This is a genomic window from Streptomyces sp. 3211.6 (genome assembly GCF_003634815.1).
Taxonomy (GTDB): Bacteria; Actinomycetota; Actinomycetes; order Streptomycetales; family Streptomycetaceae; genus Streptomyces; species Streptomyces katrae_A.
Genome location: NZ_RBXC01000001.1, coordinates 2,497,950 through 2,518,000 on the forward strand (window position 1 = coordinate 2,497,950; position 20,051 = coordinate 2,518,000).

Sequence of the window (20,051 nt, forward strand, 5' to 3'; positions counted from 1 at the left end):
GCGGGGTCAGCGCCAGCCGCCCCAGTCGTCACTCCAGTTGGCGTTGTCCCAGCGGCCCCAGTCGTGGTTGCCGTGGTGGTGCCAGCCGCTGCGCCAGTTGCCGTTGCCGCAGTCGTCGTCATCGTCCCAGTTGTTGGCCCACCGGGAGTGGCTAGAGCGGTTCCAGTTGCCGTCGTGGTCGTGGGCGGACGCGCTGCTCAGCGGCAGCAGCGCCAGGGTGATTCCCGCGGCGCCCGCGACGGCGGCACCGATGATCCTACGGCGCATTGTCATGCACCTCCGAACATGTATCGCTTATCGGGCTTATCGGGCTTTTACGTCCCAATCAACCGTTACTCCGGTTGGGCGGCCTGTCAAAGGCAGGAGGCCCCCCGCCGCTCTCCGAAAAGAGCGGCGGGGGGCCTCCCAGCAGGCACGATCCCGCCTCAGCGGGCCGATTTACGACTTTTTTTACAGGTCGAAGTAGAGCTCGAACTCGTGCGGGTGCGGACGCTGCGCGATCGGGGCGATCTCGTGCGTGCGCTTGTAGTCGATCCAGGTCTCGATCAGGTCGGGGGTGAAGACACCGCCGGCCAGGAGGTACTCGTGGTCCTCCTCCAGGGCCTTGAGGACGTCCTCGAGGCTGGTCGGGACCTGCGGGACGTTCGCGTGCTCGTCCGGGGAGAGCTCGTAGAGGTCCTTGTCGATCGGCTCCATCGGCTCGATCTTGTTCTTGATGCCGTCGAGGCCCGCGAGGAGCAGCGCCGAGAAGGCGAGGTACGGGTTCGAGGACGGGTCCGGCGCGCGGAACTCGACGCGCTTGGCCTTCGGGTTCGAGCCCGTGATCGGGATGCGCATGGCGGCGGAGCGGTTGCGCTGCGAGTACACCATGTTGACCGGCGCCTCGAAGCCCGGGACCAGGCGGTGGTACGAGTTCACCGTCGGGTTGGTGAAGGCGAGGAGCGACGGGGCGTGCTTGAGGATGCCGCCGATGTAGTAGCGGGCGGTGTCCGACAGGCCCGCGTAGCCGGCCTCGTCGTAGAAGAGCGGCTCGCCGCCGGCCCACAGGGACTGGTGGACGTGCATGCCCGAGCCGTTGTCACCGAAGATCGGCTTCGGCATGAAGGTCGCGGTCTTGCCGTTGCGCCAGGCGACGTTCTTCACGATGTACTTGAAGAGCATCAGGTCGTCGGCCGCGGCGAGCAGCGTGTTGAACTTGTAGTTGATCTCGGCCTGGCCACCGGTGCCGACCTCGTGGTGCTGGCGCTCGACCTGGAGGCCCTGGGCGTCCAGCTCGAGGGAGATCTCGGCGCGCAGGTCGGCGAAGTGGTCGACCGGGGCTACGGGGAAGTAACCACCCTTGTAGCGGACCTTGTAGCCGCGGTTGTTCTCCTCGGAGCCCGTGTTCCAGGCGCCGGCCTCGGAGTCGATGTGGTAGAAGCCCTCGTTCGCGGAGGTCGCGAAGCGCACGCTGTCGAACACGTAGAACTCGGCCTCGGGGCCGAAGAACGCGGTGTCGGCGATGCCGGTCGAGGCGAGGTAGGCCTCGGCCTTCTTCGCGATGTTGCGCGGGTCGCGGCTGTAGGCCTCACCCGTGATCGGGTCGTGGATGAAGAAGTTGATGTTGAGCGTCTTGTCCTTGCGGAACGGGTCCAGACGCGCGGTGGTGATGTCGGCACGCAGCGCCATGTCCGACTCGTGGATCGCCTGGAAGCCGCGGATCGAGGAACCGTCGAAGGCGAGCTCCTCCGCCGGGTCGAACGCTCGCGCCGGGATGGTGAAGTGCTGCATCACACCAGGCAGGTCGCAGAAGCGGACGTCGACGAACTTGACGTCGTTCTCCTCGATGTACTGCTTCACTTCGTCGGCGTTCTTGAACATCCAACTCCTCCTACTCCCGGTCCCCGGGGCAGGGACGGGCTTTATAGCTCGTGGTGCGGTGCGTCAGTGCGGTGCCGCACGCTGACCGACCATAAGCAGACGGGATTTCCCAAGCATGACCCATTTGTTTCGCACAAGTTAACCAGGGTCCCGTCCAGGTCGCGTCGAAGCGCACCGGTACCGTGGTGGAGTGGACAACAGGCAAGCAATCGGTTCCTGGCTCTCCGGCCCCCGCGCGGCCGCCGAGGAGATGGGCGTCGACTTCGGCTATCCGGGCCAGCAGCTCGGCCTGCCGCAGTCGGGCCCCGGCTCCGTGGCCCGCTTCGGGCGCCGGCTCGGCGCGGTGGCCATCGACTGGATCGGCTGCCAGCTGATCGCATACGGGCTCATCACCCATGGCGACCTGGCCTCGGCCGGCAACTGGACGCTGGGGCTCTTCGTGGTCCTGTCGATCCTCACCGTGGGCACGGTGGGCTTCACTCCCGGCAAGCGGATCCTCGGCCTCCGGGTGATTTCGCAGCACGGCGGCCGCCTCGGCCTCCTGCGCGTGGCGTTCCGTACGGTGCTGCTGGCCCTGGTCGTCCCGGCGCTGGTCTGGGACCGGGACGGCCGCGGACTGCACGACCGGCTCTCGGGCGCGGTCCAGGTCCGCATCTGACACGGAAACGAAAGCGAACGCGGGAGCGCCCTGCGGGCCGGACGGCTCGCAGGGCGCTCCTGTTTTTCGTATACGTGTGGCGAAGGGCGTACGAGCGTACGGTCAGCGCGGGCGCTGGCCGCGCATGCCGCGCCCGGGGACCGGACCCTTCGGGATGGGCATGTTGCTCATCAGGTCGCCCATGGCCCGCAGCTTGTCGTTGACCTGGGTGATCTGGGGGCCCGCCAGGACGCGCGGCAGCTTCAGAAGCGTCGTGCGGACCTTCTTGAGCGGCACCTCGCCCTCGCCGTTGCCCACGATGAAGTCGTGGACCGGGACGTCGGGCATGATCCGGGCCAGCTTCTTCTTCTCGGCCGCGAGCAGGGACTTCACCCGGTTGGGGTTGCCTTCGGCGATCAGGACCACGCCCGCCTTGCCGACGGCCCGGTGGACGATGTCCTGGCTGCGGTTCATCGCGACGGCCGGGGTGGTGCTCCAGCCCCGTCCCACGTTGTCCAGTACGGCCGCGGCAGCGCCCGGCTGCCCCTCCATCTGCCCGAAGGCAGCCCGCTCGGCCCGCCGTCCGAAGACGATCGCCATCGCGAGGAACGCCACCAGGAAGCCCAGGATGCCCAGGTAGACCGGGTGGCCGATCAGGAAGCCGATCGCAAGAAAGACACCGAAGGTGACGATTCCCACGCCCGCGACGATCAGACCGACCTTCGGGTCGGCCTTGCGCGTCATCTTGTACGTCAGGGCGATCTGCTTCAGTCGCCCGGGGTTCGCAGCAGTCTCTGCGTTTGACTTCCTCGCCATGAGGCGAAGTTTACGTGGCCTGCGGGGTACGGGTGGCCGCGGCCTCGAGTACGTGCTCGGTTTCCACCCGGTCCTTGGCCCTGCGGCGGTCCTCCAGGACGGCCGTCCAGGCGTTGCGGCGGGCACCGCTCATGAGCAGCGATTCGATGCCGCGGAAGGCCTCACTGAAGGACGGAATGGCGATGGCGCGGACGGGCGCGGCCTGCATGATGTCGGTCCCTACTCTCGGTACTCGCATCGGTGGCGTGTGCGGTGCGTGGATCCAGCGTCACTCACTGGTGTTACCAGGGCATGACCGGTGGGTCAAACGTGATGAAAGATTGACGCGGCCCGCCGGGCTCTCCCAATGAAAGAGCCTAGGGGCCGCGCCATCACGCATTACCGATTAGTAAGTTATTGTGCCCGACTTCACACGGAGTGTGACGAAGTGGATCACGCTTCCGCGCGCTTCTCCATCGCCTGCGCGTAAAGACGGCCCGCGCGGTAGGACGACCGGACCAGCGGGCCGGACATCACGCCGGAGAAACCGATCTCCTCGGCCTCCTTCGCCAGCTCGACGAACTCGGCCGGCTTCACCCAGCGCTCCACGGGGTGGTGGCGCGGCGAGGGGCGCAGGTACTGGGTGATGGTGATGAGCTCGCAGCCCGCCTCGTGCAGCTCCTTCAGCGCCTCCGAGACCTCCTCGCGCTCCTCGCCCATGCCCAGGATCAGGTTGGACTTGGTGACGAGGCCGTAGGCACGGGCCTGCCGGATCACGTCGAGCGAGCGCTCGTAGCGGAAGCCGGGGCGGATCCGCTTGAAGATCCGGGGCACGGTCTCGACGTTGTGCGCGAAGACCTCGGGGCGGGAGGCGAAGACCTCCTCCAGCAGCTCCGGGACGGCGTTGAAGTCGGGGGCCAGCAGCTCGACCTTGGTGTGGCCGCCCTCGCGGCCCGCCGTCTGCTGGTGGATCTGGCGCACGGTCTCCGCGTACAGCCAGGCGCCGCCGTCGGCCAGGTCGTCGCGGGCGACGCCGGTGATGGTGGCGTAGTTCAGGTCCATCGTGACCACGGACTCGCCGACGCGGCGGGGCTCGTCACGGTCCAGGGCCTCGGGCTTGCCCGTGTCGATCTGGCAGAAGTCGCAGCGCCGGGTGCACTGGTCGCCGCCGATGAGGAACGTGGCCTCGCGGTCTTCCCAGCACTCGTAGATGTTCGGACAGCCGGCTTCCTGGCACACCGTGTGCAGCCCCTCGCCCTTCACGAGGTTCTGCATCTTCGTGTACTCGGGACCCATCTTCGCCCGGGTCTTGATCCACTCGGGCTTGCGCTCGATGGGGGTCTGGCTGTTGCGGACCTCCAGGCGCAGCATCTTGCGTCCGTCGGGTGCGACTGCGGACACGACCGGCTCCCTGTGACTTCGATTCTTCGGCGCCCACCAGGGTACGCCCGTAATTCGTACGCTCTTACGTCCGGCCAACCCGGGGACCGCCGGACGCATTCCCCCCGGCTTCCCCCCCGGCCGTCAGCCGGCGGCCGGGGCGGGCTCGGGCCGGGCCTCGCGCTCGATCTCGCGCGGCTTCAGCTCGGCGTGCTCCAGCACGTCCTTCAGGTGCCGCTCGACGACCGGCAGCACCTCGGCGATGGTGATCTCCCGGCCCAGCTCGTACGAGAGCGAGGTCACACCGGCGTCCCGGATCCCGCAGGGGATGATCCGGTCGAACCAGGTGCTGTCCGGGTTCACGTTGAAGGAGAAGCCGTGCATCGTGACGCCCTTGGCGACGCGGATGCCGATCGCGGCGAGCTTGCGGTCCTCGCGGCGCTGGCCGGCGTTGGACGGGGCGTACTCGGGGCCGTTGAGGCGGGCGTCGAACTCGTCGTCGCCTATCCGGGGGTCGAAGTCCAGGGACAGGCCGCCGATCTTCGGGCGCTCCTCCACGGGGTCGCCGAGCACCCAGACGCCGGAGCGGCCCTCGACCCGGGTGGTCTCCACGCCGAACTCGGCCGCGGTGCGGATGAGCGCCTCCTCCAGGCGGCGGACGTGGGCGACCACGTCGACCGGGCGGGGCAGCTTCATGATCGGGTAGCCGACCAGCTGGCCCGGGCCGTGCCAGGTGATCTTGCCGCCGCGGTCCACGTCGATGACGGGGGTGCCGTCGAGGGGGCGCTCGCTGGGGTCGGTGCGCCGGCCGGCGGTGTAGACGGGCTCGTGCTCCACCATCAGGCAGGTGTCGTCGATCTCGTCGGCGAAGCGGGCCGCGTGGACGCGCCGCTGCTCCTCCCAGGCCTCGGTGTACTCGACGGATTCCGGCCCGAAGCCCAGATGGACAAACCGAAGCTCAGTCACCGCAGCGCCTCCTCGTTGAACCTGCTGTGTGCACGTATCCGCACCGGTCCAGAGTACGGCGGCCCCCGCGCGGCCCCTCAGGGCCCCGGGACGGCAGCGGGACCAGGCCCGGTGGTGGGCTCGGTGCCGGGCTCGGTCGTGGGACCGGGGGCGGGCTCGGTCGTGGGCTCGGTGCCGGGCTCGGTCGTGGGACCGGGGGCGGGCTCGGTCGTGGGCTCGGTGCCGGGCTCGGTCGTGGGACCGGGGGCGGGGAGGAGGCGGGGGCGCCTGCGGCCGGCCGGGGGGCGGTCCGGGTCCTCGTCGGCCCGCGGCAGCCGGCGGTGGCCCTCGGAATGGTCGTTGACCCAGCCGCACACCCCGCAGGCGTAGCGCCCGTCCAGCCCCGCGATGTGGGTGCCGCAGCGGCGGCACTGCCCCTCGGTCAGCTCGGGGGCGGGCAGCGGGGCGCCGGGCTGCGGGTTCGCGTGCGCGTCGGGCGGATGCGCCCCGCGAGGTCGGCGGCTCATGGGGGCGCAGCTTACGCGGAGGTCGTGGACCCGTCCGTAAAGCACCCCACACATTCTGCACACGATCGGATGAATGTGGGGCAGAGAGGGCGGCACAGGCGGAGTTCGCCGCTACATTCACGCCGTTCACAGGGCCGGGACTCCGGTCCGTCACGTACGGGAACCGTGGAGCCGATGACGGAACGACCTGCCCAGCGCGTCCCCAACCGGCAGCTCGCCGCGCTGATCGCGGAAGCCGGGTTCTCCAACGCAGGGCTCGCCCGCCGCGTCGACCAGCTGGGGCTGGAGCACGGGCTGGATCTGCGGTACGACAAGACCTCCGTGACCCGGTGGCTGCGCGGCCAGCAGCCCCGCGGCACCACGCCCGCGCTGATCGCGGAGGTCTTCACCAGGCGCCTCGGGCGGCGGCTGTCGGCTCAGGACCTGGGCCTGGACGCGTGCGCCCCCGTGTACGCGGGGCTGGAGTTCGCGGCCACCCCGGAGGAGGCCGTGGACATCGCGAGCGGGCTGTGGCGCAAGGACTCCGGTTCGCACGCGGAGCTGCGCAAGATCGCCTTCACCCCGGCCGGGCTGGTGGTGCCCAGCCGCGACTGGCTGATCGGGCGGCCCGACGAACGGGTGGGACGCGGCGCGGACCCCGCCGCCGCCGGCCGGGTCCCGGCGCAGGGCCGCACCACGGTGCCCCGGCAGCGGCAGATCGACCGGGGCCCCGGGCAGCGGGTCACGAGCGGTGACATCGCGGCTCTGAGGTCGGTCAGCGAGCTGTTCCGCACCCTGGACCACGCCTACGGCGGCGGCCACGCCCGCCAGGCCCTGGTGCGCTACCTGGAGCACGAGGCCGAGCCGATGCTGCGCGGCACGTACGGGGAGACCACCGGGCGCCGGCTGTTCTCGGCCGCCGCCGACCTGACCCGGCTCGCGGGCTGGACCTCGTACGACATCGCCGCGCACGGGCTGGCCCAGCGGTACTTCGTCCAGGCGCTGCGGCTGGCGCAGGCCGCCGGGGACCGGCCGTACGGGTCGTACGTGCTGGTCACGATGAGTCGCCAGGCGGTCTACCTCGGGCACGGCCGGGAGGCGGTGCAGCTGGCCCGGGTCGCCCAGCAGGGCGTGGGTTCCGGTCCGCCGCCGGTGGTGCAGGCGCTGCTGCACGCGGCGGAGGCGCGGGGGCACGCGGTGCTGGGCGAGGTCCGGGCGGCGACGGCCTCCCTGGTGCGGGCCGAGCGGTCGCTGGGCGCGGCCCGGCCCGGGGACGACGTACCGCACTGGGCGCGGGCCTTCGACGAGGGGCAGCTGGCCGACGAGTTCGGGCACTGCCACCGCGACCTCCAGCAGTACCGGGCCTCGGCCCAGCACGCGGAGCGCTCGCTCCAGCTGCGCGCGCCCGGGTACGCGCGCTCGCGGCTGTTCTGCCGGGTGGTGCTGGCGACGGCCCGGCTGGGGCTGGGGGAGCTGGACCAGGCGTGCGCGCTGGGGGCGGAGGCGGCGCAGCAGGCGAGCGAGATGCGGTCGGTGCGGGCGGTGGAGTACGTGCGCGACTTCGAACGCCGGCTGGAACCGTACCGGGACGCGGCGGCGGTCCGGACGTACCGGGACCGGGTGTCGGCGCTGCCCTGACCCGGCCGGGGTCCGCACGGGCGGACCCCGGCCGGTGGCGGGCTGGACCCCGGCCGCTGCCGTCGGGCCGGGCTCGTCAGGCCGCTGCCGTCGGGCCGGTGCCAGGCCGGGCCAGTGCCAGACCGGGCCGGTGCCCTCAGGCCGCTGCCGGGAGGACCGGCTCGGGGTGGCTCTGGAGGGGGATGCCGAAGTCGCGCAGCAGGGCCGTGGCGGCGCGGCGGGCGGAGTGCAGGGCGCCCTGGACGGTGTTGGAGTCGCGGTGGTCACCGCAGACGTAGAGCCCGGCCAGGACCCGTACGGGCCGCTGCCGGTCGTGCGGCGGGGGCATGGCCGGGACGGCCTCGGGGGTGTGGTGGACGGCCAGCGGCTCCCAGTCCCGGGTCGCGGTGTCGTAGAGCCGGGCCAGGCGGGCCGCGACCGTGCGGGCGGGCGGCGGGGGGCCGTGCACGGTGGTGGTGACCAGGCTGCGGCCGGCCGGGGCCCGGGTCGGGTCGACGGCGCTCATCACGGTGGTGTGGGCCACGGGCCACTTGGGGTCGGCGTCCAGGAGCAGCGAGCCGTCCCAGGGCAGCGGCTCCGGGGTCGCGTGGTGGATGACGGTGACCTCGTGGAAGGCGGGCACCCGCAGCCCGGGCAGCAATTCGGCCGCGGCGCGGGCGCCGGTGGCGAGGAGGACGGAACGGCAGGCGAAGTCGCCGTGCTCCTCGGTGGTGACGAGGTTGGTCGCCACCGACCGCACCCGTATCCCGGTCCGCACGGTGCCGGGCGGCAGGCCGGCGGCGAGCAGGTCGGGCAGGGCGGCGGCGCCGCCCTCGGGCACGGCGAGGCGGCCGCGGGCGAAGGTGCGCAGCGCGAGGTCGGCGACGCGGCTGGAGGTGGTGAGCTCCGGGTCGCGCAGCAGGGCGGAGAGCAGGGGCCGCAGGATCCCGTTGATGGTGCGCGGGGGCAGGCCGCGGGAGCCGAGGGCGGCGAGGGCGGTGCGTTCGGGCCGGGCGAGGAGGCGGTCGGTGGGCAGCGCGGCGAGGCGGGCGAGGGCGGCGCTGAGCCGGGCCTGGTCCAGGCTGCCGCTGGCCAGGGCGCGGGCGGGGGTCAGGGCCCCGGCCCGCTGCCGCTTTCCGTCGGCTCCGTGCACCAGGACCCCGGGCGCGAAGGGGCGCAGGCTGAGCGCCTCCAGGCCCGGGGTGCGGGCGGGTTCGGTGTAAGCGGTGTTGAGGAGCTGGCCGACCCGGTCGAGACGGAAGCCGTCGGCCGATGCGGTGGCCATGCGTCCGCCGGGGTCGTCGGCGGCCTCCAGGACGCTGACGCTGACCCCGGCGGCGATCAGGTGGTGCGCGGCCGCGAGTCCTGAGACTCCGGCTCCTACGATGACGACGTCGCTGCTGAGCACGTGCCCCTCCCCGAGGTCGGCGCGGCGGCTGTGTGGGGATCCTTCTTCCCCCAACGGACTCCAGGAGAACCCGAGTCCGGCGCGGTATTGCGCACAACTCCGGTCGCACGGCGGTCGCATGCGGGTCACAACCGGTCGCACGCGGACGGGGGGTGCGCCGGACCAGCGCCTGGACCACAGGGTGGGGACGGCGGCCAGGTCGTCTAGGCGAGGGCGGCCTTGATGGCCTCCTCGATGCCGGGGTGGGCGAAGGTGAACCCGGCCTCCAGCAGGCGCTTCGGGCGGACCCGCTGGCTGCCCAGGACGTCCTGCGAGAACTCCCCCAGCACGACGCGCAGCACCGGCGCGGGGACCGTGCACAGCGTCGGCCGGTGCAGTACGCGGCCCATCGCGGCGGTGACCTCACGGTTGGTCAGCGGCTCGGGGGCGGTGAGGTTGAACGGTCCCGACAGCCCGGGGGTTTCGGTCAGGAAACGCAGGGCGGCGATCTCGTCGTGCATCGAGATGTACGACCAGTACTGCCGCCCGTTGCCGAGCCGGCCGCCGATCCCGGCCCGGAAGAGGGGGAACAGCCGTCCCCACGCGCCGCCCTCGGCGGCAACCACCAGCCCGGTACGGGCGAACACGGTCCGGATCCCGGCGTCCTGCGCCGGGGCGGCGGCCGCCTCCCACTCGACGCAGACGGAGGGCAGGAACCCGGTGCCGGCGGGGGCGGACTCGTCGACGGCCCGGCTGCCGGTGTCGCCGTAGTACCCGACGGCGGACCCGCACACGAACACGGCCGGCGGTTCGTCCATCCCGGCGAGCGCGCTCGCGAGGGCGGCGGTGCCGAGCACCCGGCTGTCGCGGATCTCCCTCTTGTAGGCGTCCGTCCACCGGTGGTCCCCGACCCCGGCCCCGGCGAGGTGGACCACGGAGTCACACCCGCGCAGCCCGACGGGGTCGACGTACCCGGCCCTGGGGTCCCAGCGCGCCTCGTCCGGGGCGGCGGGGGTACGGCGGACGAAGCGGACGGTCTCGTGGCCGTCGGCGTGGAGGGAGCGGAGCAGGGCCCGGCCGATGAGTCCGGAGGCTCCGGTGATGGCGATGCGCATGCGCCCAGTCTTCCCTTCTTGACGCGCCGCTCGCGCGGTGCGGCCCCGGCGGGCCTCACCGGCTTCGCCCTCTACAGCCCCGCCGGCGTTTGAGGCGCGGGGGTCCGGGGGAGGAGCCCCCGGGAAGCGGAGAAAGGGCGGGGCGGGGAGACGGCTCCGCGCGGCGGGACCGGCGCCGCCCGGGGTCAGCCGGCGCCCAGCCAGGTGCCCACCGCATAGGTGACCGCCATCGCCAGGCCCCCGCCCAGCACGTTCCGCAGCACCGCCCGCGGCACCGGCGCCCCACCCAGCCGCGCACTCACCACCCCGCACAGCGTCAGCGCCCCCAGCACCGCCCCCACCGTCACCGGCACCCGCCCCGAGGCCCCCGGCAGGACGATCGCCAGCAGGGGCAGCAGCGCCCCCACCGTGAAGGCGACCAGGCTGGCCAGCGCCGCGTGCCACGGGTTGGCCAGTTCGTCCGGCTCGATGCCCAGCTCCACCCGCGCATGCGCCCTCAGCGCGTCCCGTTCCGTCAGCTGTTCCGCCGCCTCCCGGGCCACGTCCCGGGTCAGGCCCCGCGCGGCCAGCAGCTCCGTCAGTTCGGCCAGCTCCGCCTCCGGGTCGTCCGCCAGCTCGCGCCGTTCCAGGTCCAGCGCCGCGCGCTCCGAGTCCCGCTGCGAGCTCACCGACACGTACTCCCCCACCGCCATCGACAGCGAGCCCGCGAGCAGCCCGGCCACCCCGGCCGTGAGGATCTCCGCGCGCGAGGTGGTGGCGCCGGCCACGCCCACCACCAGGCCGGCCGTGGAGATGATCCCGTCGTTCGCCCCCAGCACCCCGGCCCGCAGCCAGTTCAGCCGGGTGCTGATCGCCGCGCTCTGCGTCTGTGTCACGGCTCCACTGTCGCGGCCGCCGCCCGCCCCGGCCAGCCCGCCGGGGCCACCCGGCGTGCGCCGCCCCGGACCCCGTACCAGGGTGGAGGGGTGAGAGCTGGGGCGCGACGGAGGGCGAGACACGCAGGGGACGAGCCAGGCTGGCTGCACGGGGCCCCGCCGCCCCGCTGGGCCAGGATCGCGCCCGTGGTGGCACTGGTCGCGCTCTGCGCCGCCCAGTGGACCACCTCCACCGCGGAGCTCGGCTACTTCCTGGCGGCCCTGCCCGCCGTGGCCGCCTTCTCCTACGGGGCCGCCGGCACCGCCTTCTTCGCCGTCCTCGTCCTGGTCCTGCTCGGGGTGCCGGAGCTCGGCGTCGGGCACGCCCGCGGCGCCGACCTGGCCACCGTGGCCACAGTCGGCCTGCTGAGCGTGGTCATCGCCTGGGTCCGGCGGCGCCGCGACGCCCAGCTGGTCAGCGTCCGGACCGTCGCCGAGGCCGCCCAGCTGGCGGTTCTGCCGCCGGTCCCGGAGCGGGTGGGCGGGGTGAACTGCTCGGGGCTGTACCGGGCGGCCCAGCGGGGCACGCTCGTCGGCGGCGACCTGTACGACGTACGGGCCGGGCCGTTCGGGGTCCGGGCGGTGGTCGGGGACGTCCAGGGGCACGGGCTGGCCGCCGTCGGCACGGTGGCCTCGCTGCTCGGCGCGTTCCGGGAGGCGGTGCTGGACGACCCGGGGCTGGCGGCGGTCGCGGCCCGGCTGGACCGGCGGCTCGCGGCCGACGCGGCGGCGGACTCCGTGGCGCACCCGGAGCTGTTCGCCACGGCCGTGCTGCTGGAGTTCCCGCCGGGGCTGGACCTCGTGCGGATCGTGTCGTGCGGCCATCCGCCGGTGCTGCTGCTACGGGACTTCACGGTCACGGAGGTGGCCGCGGAGCCGGGGCCGCCGCTGGGCCTGGGCCTGTCGGGGCCGGCCGTCCCCGAGATCGCCGAACTGCCGCTGCTGCCGGGCGACCGGCTGCTCGCGCACACCGACGGGGTGACGGAGGCCCGCGACGCGAGCGGCTGCTTCTACCCGCTGGCCACCCGGGTCCCGGTCCTGGCGGGCGCCCCTGAGGGCCTCGTACCGGCGCTCTGGCAGGACCTCGCGGCCTTCAGCGGGGGCGGGCCGGGCGACGACGTGGCACTGCTGGTGCTGTCGCCCGATCGGCGGCTGTCCGGCAGAAGGGCGCGGCACTAAATTCAGGGGGCATGCACTGAGCGTTCTCGTCCCAGACCCAGGGGAGCCGCCATGCCCATGCCGATGCTGTTGATCCGGGGGACCTTCCGCGCGAAGGGGTTCGAGCCGGACGGCGACACCGTCAACTTCACCCCCGACGACGTGGCCGACTGGAAACTCGTCCCCGGCTCCAGACCCGTGGTACCGCGGGCGTTCGGCAACGCCCCGATCCGGCTCGAGGGCATCGACGCGCTGGAGACCCACTACGGCCTGGACGACTCCCCCTCGGGCGTGCAGCACCAGCCCCGGTCCCTGGCGCACCAGGCGGCGGACGCGCTGCTGACGGCGCTCGGCTTCACCTCCGTCGTCCGGGACGACCCCAAGCACCCCGAGAAGGTCACCGCCACCACCCCCGAGGTCGTGCACGGCTACATCCTCACGCGCGGGGCGGACATCTTCGGCCGGTGCGTCGCCCTCGTCGGCAAGGACTCCCAGCCGGCCCTCAACGGCTCCTTGGTGCAGGTCGACGAGCGCGCGCTGAAGAACACCGTCAACTACCAGCTGATCAAGGCCGGCCTGGCCTACCCGACCTACTACAGTGAGTTCCCCGAGCTCCTGCGTGCCTCCCTCACCGCCGCGGCCGCGGCAGCGGCAGCGGCGCCGGAACCGGGCAAGAGCATCTGGGAGAAGGACACGACCACCACCGGTACGAAGGTCACCGGACTGCAGTCCCTCACGGCCGACGACGGGGCGGTGATCCTCCCGAAGCTCTTCCGCAGGCTGAAGGACTACCTGGACCTGAGCCCGTCGGACCCCTCCCTGTCCTGCTTCCGCGCCTACCTGGCCGGGGCCTCGGACGACCAGTTCTACATCCAGGGGAAGCCGGAGGTCTTCAGCGGCATGCACCATGTCGTCGAGGTCACCGGCGACACCGTGAGGATGACCTGCGGGCCGACGGAGATTGTCTTCGTCGAGAAGTGAGCGGGGCGGACGGCCGGCCGGCAGGGCAGCCGGCCGGCCGTCGGCGCGCCTGTGCCTCAGCGGGCGTTCGCGACGATGAAGGCGCGGACCATCCGGCAGGTGAGGTTGGACGGCCGGTGGATCCCCACCCGGACGGCCATCGTCCGTATCTTGCGGTTGGTGGCGCGCTTGGCGTCGTACGTCCCCGTGTCGAGCAGGGAGATCGCCAGCCGCATGGCCTTCAGACGGCGGTTGTGGTTCTCGTACCACTCGCGGGGCAGCCCCGCCGGCAACGGCTTCTTCCTGGGCATCACAATGCTCGCGGCAGCGGCCATCTACAGCCTCCCAAACGGTAGTTGGCTTCCTGTCGTTCTCCCTCGATTTTACCGGGGGGCACTGACAAAAGCCCTGGCCGGACGGGACGCGCACGGGAGGCCGACGGGGATCTGGCTAGGCTTGCGGGCATGGAGATCTGGATCAATCCCGCCTGTTCGAAGTGCCGCAGCGCACTGACCCTGCTGGACGCGGAAGGCGCCGAGTACACCGTGCGCCGCTACCTGGAGGACGTGCCGTCCGAGGCCGAGATCCGCGAGGTGCTGGGCCGGCTCGGGCTGGAGCCGTGGGACATCACGCGCACCTCGGACCCCCTGGCGAAAGAGACCGGTGTACGGGACCTCCCGCGCGAGGAGACGGACGAGGCCCGCGCCCGCTGGATCGCCCACCTGGCCGCCCACCCGAAGCTGATCCAGCGCCCGATCATCACCGCCGAGGACGGCACGGCGCTCGTGGCCCGCTCGGAAGAGGCGGTCCGCGAGGCCCTGTCCCGCAAGGGGTAGGCGGGGCCGGTCAGGGGGCGAGGAGGCGGGCGACCTCGCCGGCCGCCGTCAGCGGCAGCGCGTGGTGCGAGACCCCGCGCAGCAGCCGGACCCGCGCCCCCGGCAGCGCACGCGTGGCGGCGGCCAGCGCCTGGAGTGAGTCGTGGCAGCGGGCACGCTCGGCGAAGAGGACGTCGAGGGCGAAGGGGGCGAGCCCCGTCAGGTCCGGCCGGGGGCCGGTGACGGGCCGGGCGGCGGGGAAGGCGGCCGTCTCGTCCTGGAGCCGCAGCCAGGCCGGGTCGAGCACGGCCCCGCCGGCCTCCCAGGCGAGGAAGGAGCGGATCCGCTCCGGGGTGGGCCGCACCAGCATGGGCAGGGACCGCAGTACGTAGCGGGGGCCCAGCCCGGTGAAGACCTGGGTGGGGTCGAGCAGCACGAGGCGGTCGAGCCGCCGGCGCGGGGCGTACCAGCCCGCGCGGCGGTCGGCGTAGTGGGCGGCGATCCAGGCCCCGTAGGAGTGTCCGGCGAGGGTGACCCGCCCCTCGGGCACGAGCCCGTCCAGGACCGCGTCCAGCCATACGGCCAGGTCCTCGGGCGTCCGCAGCCTCCGCCCGGGCTCCGGGACGCTCAGCCCCGGCTCCCCCATCAGGTCCACGGCGTGGACCCGCCGCTCCCGGGCGATCCCGGCGGCGACACAGGCACCCCACACGGTGGAGGTGGCCCCGCCGCCCGGGAGCAGCACCAGCGGGGGCGCGCCGACGGGACCGCAGCTGTTGACGCGGGTCACCCCGTAGGGCGTGGGGACCTCGACGGCCTCGACGGGGACGGGCCAGCGGCCGAGGGCCTCGTCGTAGGCGGCTCGGAAGGACGCCCGGACCACTTTCCCCACTCTGCTCCACCTCTCCATCTCTCGCTGGGCGATAATCTCGCTCAGCGAGGGATCCTAGACGGGAGGCGACGTGGACGACAACCACCTGGAACTGGTGCACCTGCTGCGGAAGGTGACGGTCGAATTCGGCCTGCGGCAGGCGGAGTTCGCCGCCGCCAACGGCATGCACCCGACGGACGTACGGGCCCTGATCTGCCTGCTGGACGCCGCCCGCGCCGCCGAACCGGCCACGGCGGGCCTCCTGGGCGCCCGCCTGGGCCTCAACTCGGCAGGCACGACGGCGGTGATCGACCGCCTGGAACGGCTGGGCCACGTGACCCGCACCCGCGACTCCGGCGACCGCCGCCGCGTCCTGCTGTCCGTCACCCCGCAGGCGGCCCGCCTGGGCCAGGACACCTTCGGCCCGGCGATCGAAACCCTGGCCGCGACCTCGGCCGCGTTCACCCCGACGGAACGCGAGGCGGTACGCCACTTCCTGACGACGGCTTACGCGGCGTTCGGCGGGGCCTGACGAGGCTCAAGCCGGACACTCGGCCCGTCGCGCTTGTTCGTGGCGGGTTGAGGCGGCAGCAAACCCTCGGCATCGTTCTCGTGACGCCGCCCGGGGCGCTGATGGACGACGAGCAAGTCGGCCTGGAGGCGACACCTCTTCGTCCCGTACTTGGGTGCCCCGCTGTTCGTCATCTGGTGCGGGTATCAGCCCCAGGCGGGCGGCGGACGCCGAGACAGGGGAGCGCGTAGCGATCTGTCGCGGATCGCGGCCCCGAATGGCATGGATGTCGGCCCGGATGCTTGGCGAGGCGGCCCCCGACCATCCCGCCTGGTCGCTGATCCCGCCGCATGGCCCATGAACATCCGTCCCGTTCCTTTGGGGGTTTCCCGGCAGTCTTCGGCATTTCGCGACGGGTCGTCCTGTCAAGGGTCGCCGCAGGCGATCGCGAAGCGACGCGACGAAGGAGCGCCCTTGACAGGGCGGCCCGACGCGGAAGGACGATGAGACTGACGGGAAACCCCCAACCCCTCTCTGAGACCGCCCAGCTGGGACCCGGATCATCCCCCATGCCGCCCCGGCTGTCCGGCCCCGCCACCGGCTGTCCGACCCCCGCCCCGGCTGTCCGGCGCCCCGCCCCCCGCTCTTCACCTCGCCCCCACCCGCCCGCCTCGTAGGGTGAGGGATACACCAAAAGGAACAAAAGTCATTAATCGCTACACGAGCCGAGCCCAGGGACCGCCATGACCGAAGAGCAGCATCTGCAGCCCGCCGCCGCGCCCCTCCCGCCACCCCGGCGGGGGGCCGACTGGATGTTCGGTGGGGTGTACGGGACCGTGCTGGCCAGTGGGTTGCTGGCCGCGCTCGATCGGAAGGGCGGGGAGTACACCCCCTTCTACGACGCCAGCTGGGTCCTCGTCACCGCCGCCACCGCCGGGCTCGCGCACGGGTATTCGCACCACATGACCACCCACCGGGCCGGCTCGGCGGCGCACCGGTGGCGGTTGCTGGCGCGGGCGCTGTGGAACGAGTGGCCGATGATCGCGGCCACGCTGCCCACCGTGCTCCTGCTGGTCCTGGCGGGGGTCGCGCACTGGGAGTCGTACGGGGTGACGGCCGTCGGGCTCGGGCTCAACACCGCGCTGCTCTTCGCCTGGGGTTCCTTCGTGGCGGTCCGGGTCGGCTACCGGCTCGCCTCGGCGTTGCTGATCGGCCTGGCCGACGCCACGATCGGCCTGGCCATCATCGTCGCCAACGCCCTCATCAAATAGCCCGCCTCAGACGGCCGGCCCCAGCTCCGCCTCGGCCTGCGCCAGGATCTCCGTGAGCCGGGCGCCGAACTCCGCCCCGCACGGGTCCGGGACGCCCGTGCGCGCGGCGGTGAGGACGGCGTCGAGGGCGCGCCCGTACGCGCCGGGGACGTCGCTCCAGTCGGGCAGCGCGAACACCCCCTCGGCCCCGCGCAGCTCCAGCCCCACTCCGGCCGCCGCGCGCGGCGAGCTCAGGCTGAGGACGGCCGTGCTGGCGGCCCCCGAGGCGTGCCGCAGGGCGAGCTGGACCAGGTCGGACGGGCCGCGGGCGGCGGTGACGGCGGTGACGTCGCCCAGGACCGGGATCAGGACGGACAGGGCGTGCGGGCCGACGTCCCACAGGCCGCCCTTGGCCTTGCGCCAGGGCGACTCGGCGTACGCGCTGGGCTCGCCGTCGGGCGGGTAGACGGCGCCGAGCCAGTGGGCGGAGGCGGTGAACCAGCCGCTGCGCTTGGCCTGGTCGAGGACCCACCCGGCGGTGGGCTCGGCGAAGCGGAGGGTGAGGAAGACGACGGAGGCGACGCCGTGCGCGGCGGCGGCGTCGGCGACGGCGCGGGCGTCCGCGACCGTCGTGGCGACGGGCTTGTCGAGCAGCAGGTGGCAGCCGGCGGCGGCCGCGCGCACCGCGAGCGGGGCCTGGACGTCCGGCGGCAGGGCGAAGGCCACCACGTCGCAGTCGGCGAACAGCGCGTCGGGGTCTTCGTACACCTTCACTCCGTACGCGCCCGCCAGCTCGGCCGCCGCTTCGGGGCGGCGGCCCCAGACGCCGGCGAAGTCGGAGCCGGTGTGGGCGGCGAGGGCGGGGGCGTGGGTGCGGCGGGCCCAGGGGCCGGTGCCGAGCAGGCCGACGCGGGGGCGGGGGCGGCCGGGGGCCCGCTCGGAGCCCTCGCCAGAAGAGTTGAAATCGTACGAAATGCTCACCTGCTCAGTCTGCCCCACTCGGACGGGTGCGCGGCCGGCGACCCGCGCACACCACCCCACCTGCGGCGTAAACCCCGGTAACAAGGGATTCACACACGGGCAACGGACGAGAAATCGCCGAGGGGGACGCTTTCGGCCAAGACCGCAGCACCCGCGCAGCACCCGCAGAGTCAGGATGGATGGGCCCGTGAGCTACAAGGCTGAGTACATCTGGATCGACGGCACCGAGCCGACGGCGAAGCTCCGCTCGAAGACGAAGATCCTCGCGGACGGCGCCGGGCTGCCCGTCTGGGGCTTCGACGGCTCCAGCACGAACCAGGCGGAGGGGCACGCCTCCGACCGCGTGCTCCAGCCCGTGTTCTCCTGCCCGGACCCGATCCGCGGCGGCAAGAACATCCTCGTGCTGTGCGAGGTACTGAACATCGACATGACCCCGCACGAGTCGAACACCCGCGCGCTGCTGCGTCCGGTCGCCGAGAAGTTCGCCGCGCAGGAGCCGGTCTTCGGCATCGAGCAGGAGTACACCTTCTTCGACGGCGCCCGCCCGCTCGGCTTCCCGGTCGGCGGCTTCCCGGCGGCGCAGGGCGGCTACTACTGCGGTGTCGGCGCGGACGAGATCTTCGGCCGCGAGATCGTCGAGAAGCACCTGGACCACTGCCTCGCCGCCGGTCTGGAGATCTCCGGCATCAACGCGGAGGTCATGCCCGGGCAGTGGGAGTTCCAGGTCGGTCCGGTGGGCCCGCTGGAGGTCTCGGACCAGCTCTGGATCGCGCGCTGGCTGCTGTACCGCACGGCCGAGGAGTTCAACGTGTCGGCGACGCTGAACCCGAAGCCGGTGAAGGGCGACTGGAACGGCGCGGGCGCGCACACCAACTTCTCCACGAAGGCGATGCGCGAGGACTACCGCGCGATCATCTCGGCGTGCGAGGCGCTGGGCGAGGGCAGCAAGCCGCTGGACCACGTCAAGAACTACGGCGCGGGCATCGACGAGCGCCTGACGGGGCTGCACGAGACCGCTCCCTGGAACGAGTTCAGCTACGGCGTCTCGGACCGCGGCGCGTCGGTCCGCATCCCGTGGCAGGTGGAGAAGGAGGGCAAGGGGTACATCGAGGACCGCCGTCCCAACGCGAACGTGGACCCGTACGTGGTGACCCGGCTGATCGTGGACACCTGCTGCACCGGTCTGGAGCGGGACGGACTGGTCTGACCCCCTGCCCGTGCGCGTGGGACGGATCCGCCCACGATGCGATACGCGGGTTCGGACCCGACGGACGGAAGCGACTTTCCTCTTGACGGTTTGTCGGGATTGTGACGACCTGACGAAGACTTAACGACGGAATATGAGATTCCGATCCAGTAAGTGAGACGCAACCTGCCTCGGGGCTGCGGTTTCTGCTTCAATGACGCCCATGGCCAGCCATCCGTACACCCCGACAGGTCGCAGCGACCTGGAGCCGTTCTGGCCGTCCCGTCAGGACCACGACTTCGACCGGGTGTGTTGCCGCGCCGAGAACGCGCCGGCCCTCTAAAGCCTTCCGGGACCTCTCACCAGACCCGCCCGAGGCCTTCGGTCTGCGCGGTACGCAACGACTACGTGCACACGCACACGTGCTCATGCACACGTACGTCTTCTGCCGACCACTCCGCGTGAAAGAGCTGACCACTCATGGCTAACACCCGCTCCATCGCTTCTGCCGCCTCCGCTGCGACCTCCGCTCCCCTGCCCTTCCCGCCGTTCCCCGCGGCCGGTCCGCGCCATCGCCTGCGGGCCGTGGACCGGGACGAGGTGGCCCGGGTGGTGGACCTGCTCCCGCCGGGCGCCACCTGGCTTCCCGCACCCCAGCACGCCGTGCCCACGCTGCCGGGCCAGCCGCCGATGGTCGGCTACCTGGTCCTGGTACCGGCCGACCAGCAGCCGATCGCCTTCGCCCCGCACTCCGTCCCGGTCTCGGTACCGGTGCAGGGACCGGGGGCCGGTGCCGTGGCGCCCGTCCAGCCTGCGCCGCAGCCCTCGACCACGACCGGAGACGCGCTGGTGCGGATCGACGCCGCGCAGCGCACGGCCGAGGTGGACGGCGAGCTGCTCGACCTCACCTACCTGGAGTTCGAGCTGCTCGCCCACCTGGTGGCCCACCCGCACCGGGTGCACAGCCGGGACCAGCTGGTGACCACGGTCTGGGGCTACGGCCACGTCGGCGACGGCCGGACGGTCGACGTCCACATCGCCCGCCTGCGGCGCAAGCTGGGCGCGGCGCACCGGGGCGCGATCCAGACCGTCCGCCGCGTGGGGTACAAGTACACGCCGTGACGCCGGGACGGCACGGCTCGGGATGGTGGTGGGCCCGTACGCGC

Annotated in this window: 22 protein-coding genes; 9 read left to right on the forward strand and 13 right to left on the reverse strand. The window is 72.6% G+C overall.

The features are described from left to right. Positions 1 to 6: 6 nt before the first annotated feature. The gene (locus BX286_RS11575) at positions 7 to 267 is read right to left on the reverse strand and encodes a hypothetical protein (RefSeq protein ID WP_079426341.1); all 261 of its coding nucleotides are present in this window, start codon (positions 265 to 267) and stop codon (positions 7 to 9) included. Positions 268 to 450: 183 nt separating this feature from the next. Beyond that, the gene (glnA, locus tag BX286_RS11580; RefSeq protein ID WP_042815812.1) at positions 451 to 1,860 is read right to left on the reverse strand and encodes a type I glutamate--ammonia ligase; all 1,410 of its coding nucleotides are present in this window, start codon (positions 1,858 to 1,860) and stop codon (positions 451 to 453) included. A gap of 190 nt (positions 1,861 to 2,050) precedes the next feature. Here glnA and BX286_RS11585 point away from each other — a divergent pair, with 190 nt between their 5' ends. Continuing rightward, on the forward strand, positions 2,051 to 2,518 hold the full coding sequence (locus tag BX286_RS11585; protein WP_079426343.1) for an RDD family protein: 468 nt from the start codon (positions 2,051 to 2,053) through the stop codon (positions 2,516 to 2,518). A 102-nt stretch (positions 2,519 to 2,620) separates the two neighbouring features. Here BX286_RS11585 and BX286_RS11590 read toward each other — a convergent pair whose 3' ends face one another. From BX286_RS11590 to BX286_RS36520, 5 genes are all read right to left on the reverse strand, one after another. Further along, on the reverse strand, positions 2,621 to 3,313 hold the full coding sequence (locus tag BX286_RS11590; protein WP_079426345.1) for a DUF4191 domain-containing protein: 693 nt from the start codon (positions 3,311 to 3,313) through the stop codon (positions 2,621 to 2,623). A gap of 10 nt (positions 3,314 to 3,323) precedes the next feature. Continuing rightward, complete coding sequence (locus BX286_RS11595; RefSeq protein WP_079426347.1) at positions 3,324 to 3,521, reverse strand: hypothetical protein; 198 nt, start codon at positions 3,519 to 3,521, stop codon at positions 3,324 to 3,326. Positions 3,522 to 3,745: 224 nt separating this feature from the next. Then, positions 3,746 to 4,693, reverse strand: a complete 948-nt coding sequence (gene lipA, locus BX286_RS11600; protein ID WP_079426350.1) for a lipoyl synthase — start codon at positions 4,691 to 4,693, stop codon at positions 3,746 to 3,748. A gap of 123 nt (positions 4,694 to 4,816) precedes the next feature. Next, entirely contained in the window at positions 4,817 to 5,638 is an 822-nt protein-coding gene (lipB, locus tag BX286_RS11605) for a lipoyl(octanoyl) transferase LipB (RefSeq protein WP_079426352.1), read from the reverse strand. Between the two features lie 77 nt (positions 5,639 to 5,715). Then, complete coding sequence (locus tag BX286_RS36520) at positions 5,716 to 6,144, reverse strand: hypothetical protein (protein ID WP_187344315.1); 429 nt, start codon at positions 6,142 to 6,144, stop codon at positions 5,716 to 5,718. Positions 6,145 to 6,318: 174 nt separating this feature from the next. Between BX286_RS36520 and BX286_RS11615 the strand changes: the two genes are divergently transcribed. Beyond that, the gene (locus BX286_RS11615; RefSeq protein WP_121014935.1) at positions 6,319 to 7,761 is read left to right on the forward strand and encodes a regulator; all 1,443 of its coding nucleotides are present in this window, start codon (positions 6,319 to 6,321) and stop codon (positions 7,759 to 7,761) included. 136 nt (positions 7,762 to 7,897) lie between these two features. Here BX286_RS11615 and BX286_RS11620 read toward each other — a convergent pair whose 3' ends face one another. From BX286_RS11620 to BX286_RS11635, 3 genes are all read right to left on the reverse strand, one after another. Next, the gene (locus BX286_RS11620) at positions 7,898 to 9,148 is read right to left on the reverse strand and encodes an FAD-dependent oxidoreductase (protein WP_261993402.1); all 1,251 of its coding nucleotides are present in this window, start codon (positions 9,146 to 9,148) and stop codon (positions 7,898 to 7,900) included. A 203-nt stretch (positions 9,149 to 9,351) separates the two neighbouring features. Continuing rightward, positions 9,352 to 10,242, reverse strand: a complete 891-nt coding sequence (locus BX286_RS11625) for a TIGR01777 family oxidoreductase (protein WP_121014937.1) — start codon at positions 10,240 to 10,242, stop codon at positions 9,352 to 9,354. A 185-nt stretch (positions 10,243 to 10,427) separates the two neighbouring features. Then, entirely contained in the window at positions 10,428 to 11,117 is a 690-nt protein-coding gene (locus tag BX286_RS11635; RefSeq protein ID WP_079426362.1) for a VIT family protein, read from the reverse strand. Between the two features lie 186 nt (positions 11,118 to 11,303). On the opposite strand from BX286_RS11635, the gene BX286_RS11640 reads away from it, so the two are divergent. Both BX286_RS11640 and BX286_RS11645 read left to right on the forward strand, forming a co-directional pair. Continuing rightward, positions 11,304 to 12,335, forward strand: coding sequence for a PP2C family protein-serine/threonine phosphatase (locus BX286_RS11640; protein WP_237292774.1), 1,032 nt, complete (start codon positions 11,304 to 11,306; stop codon positions 12,333 to 12,335). Positions 12,336 to 12,392: 57 nt separating this feature from the next. Further along, complete coding sequence (locus BX286_RS11645; RefSeq protein WP_079431678.1) at positions 12,393 to 13,295, forward strand: hypothetical protein; 903 nt, start codon at positions 12,393 to 12,395, stop codon at positions 13,293 to 13,295. Positions 13,296 to 13,351: 56 nt separating this feature from the next. Here BX286_RS11645 and BX286_RS11650 read toward each other — a convergent pair whose 3' ends face one another. After that, positions 13,352 to 13,609 carry a hypothetical protein gene (locus BX286_RS11650; protein WP_079426366.1) on the reverse strand — a complete coding sequence of 86 codons (258 nt, stop codon included), beginning with the start codon at positions 13,607 to 13,609 and terminating at the stop codon, positions 13,352 to 13,354. 129 nt (positions 13,610 to 13,738) lie between these two features. On the opposite strand from BX286_RS11650, the gene BX286_RS11655 reads away from it, so the two are divergent. Continuing rightward, entirely contained in the window at positions 13,739 to 14,110 is a 372-nt protein-coding gene (locus BX286_RS11655) for an ArsC/Spx/MgsR family protein (RefSeq protein ID WP_079426368.1), read from the forward strand. Between the two features lie 10 nt (positions 14,111 to 14,120). Here BX286_RS11655 and BX286_RS11660 read toward each other — a convergent pair whose 3' ends face one another. After that, complete coding sequence (locus tag BX286_RS11660) at positions 14,121 to 14,978, reverse strand: alpha/beta fold hydrolase (RefSeq protein ID WP_237292776.1); 858 nt, start codon at positions 14,976 to 14,978, stop codon at positions 14,121 to 14,123. A gap of 70 nt (positions 14,979 to 15,048) precedes the next feature. Between BX286_RS11660 and BX286_RS11665 the strand changes: the two genes are divergently transcribed. Beyond that, positions 15,049 to 15,489 (forward strand): MarR family winged helix-turn-helix transcriptional regulator, encoded by a 441-nt coding sequence (locus BX286_RS11665; protein WP_261993403.1) that lies wholly within the window; start codon positions 15,049 to 15,051, stop codon positions 15,487 to 15,489. A gap of 722 nt (positions 15,490 to 16,211) precedes the next feature. Next, positions 16,212 to 16,739 (forward strand): hypothetical protein, encoded by a 528-nt coding sequence (locus BX286_RS11670; protein ID WP_237292786.1) that lies wholly within the window; start codon positions 16,212 to 16,214, stop codon positions 16,737 to 16,739. Positions 16,740 to 16,745: 6 nt separating this feature from the next. Here BX286_RS11670 and BX286_RS11675 read toward each other — a convergent pair whose 3' ends face one another. Next, positions 16,746 to 17,693: a Gfo/Idh/MocA family protein gene (locus BX286_RS11675; protein ID WP_260338092.1), complete on the reverse strand. Its 948-nt coding sequence runs from the start codon at positions 17,691 to 17,693 to the stop codon at positions 16,746 to 16,748. 193 nt (positions 17,694 to 17,886) lie between these two features. On the opposite strand from BX286_RS11675, the gene glnII reads away from it, so the two are divergent. Then, positions 17,887 to 18,906: a glutamine synthetase gene (gene glnII, locus BX286_RS11680; RefSeq protein ID WP_079426372.1), complete on the forward strand. Its 1,020-nt coding sequence runs from the start codon at positions 17,887 to 17,889 to the stop codon at positions 18,904 to 18,906. A gap of 459 nt (positions 18,907 to 19,365) precedes the next feature. Beyond that, on the forward strand, positions 19,366 to 20,007 hold the full coding sequence (locus tag BX286_RS11685) for a winged helix-turn-helix domain-containing protein (protein ID WP_079426374.1): 642 nt from the start codon (positions 19,366 to 19,368) through the stop codon (positions 20,005 to 20,007). Positions 20,008 to 20,051: the final 44 nt, after the last annotated feature.

Bases quoted from the DNA above. Each gene is read 5' to 3' on its own strand.
- BX286_RS11575 (WP_079426341.1), bottom strand. From the start codon at position 267: ATGCGCCGTAGGATCATCGGTGCCGCCGTCGCGGGCGCCGCGGGAATC.
- BX286_RS36520 (WP_187344315.1), bottom strand. From the start codon at position 6,144: ATGAGCCGCCGACCTCGCGGGGCGCATCCGCCCGACGCGCACGCGAAC.
- BX286_RS11685 (WP_079426374.1), top strand. From the start codon at position 19,366: ATGGCTAACACCCGCTCCATCGCTTCTGCCGCCTCCGCTGCGACCTCC.
- BX286_RS11670 (WP_237292786.1), top strand. From the start codon at position 16,212: ATGACCGAAGAGCAGCATCTGCAGCCCGCCGCCGCGCCCCTCCCGCCA.
- BX286_RS11645 (WP_079431678.1), top strand. From the start codon at position 12,393: ATGCCGATGCTGTTGATCCGGGGGACCTTCCGCGCGAAGGGGTTCGAG.
- BX286_RS11650 (WP_079426366.1), bottom strand. From the start codon at position 13,609: ATGGCCGCTGCCGCGAGCATTGTGATGCCCAGGAAGAAGCCGTTGCCG.
- BX286_RS11615 (WP_121014935.1), top strand. From the start codon at position 6,319: ATGACGGAACGACCTGCCCAGCGCGTCCCCAACCGGCAGCTCGCCGCG.
- BX286_RS11655 (WP_079426368.1), top strand. From the start codon at position 13,739: ATGGAGATCTGGATCAATCCCGCCTGTTCGAAGTGCCGCAGCGCACTG.
- glnA (WP_042815812.1), bottom strand. From the start codon at position 1,860: ATGTTCAAGAACGCCGACGAAGTGAAGCAGTACATCGAGGAGAACGAC.
- BX286_RS11590 (WP_079426345.1), bottom strand. From the start codon at position 3,313: ATGGCGAGGAAGTCAAACGCAGAGACTGCTGCGAACCCCGGGCGACTG.
- BX286_RS11595 (WP_079426347.1), bottom strand. From the start codon at position 3,521: ATGCAGGCCGCGCCCGTCCGCGCCATCGCCATTCCGTCCTTCAGTGAG.
- BX286_RS11625 (WP_121014937.1), bottom strand. From the start codon at position 10,242: ATGCGCATCGCCATCACCGGAGCCTCCGGACTCATCGGCCGGGCCCTG.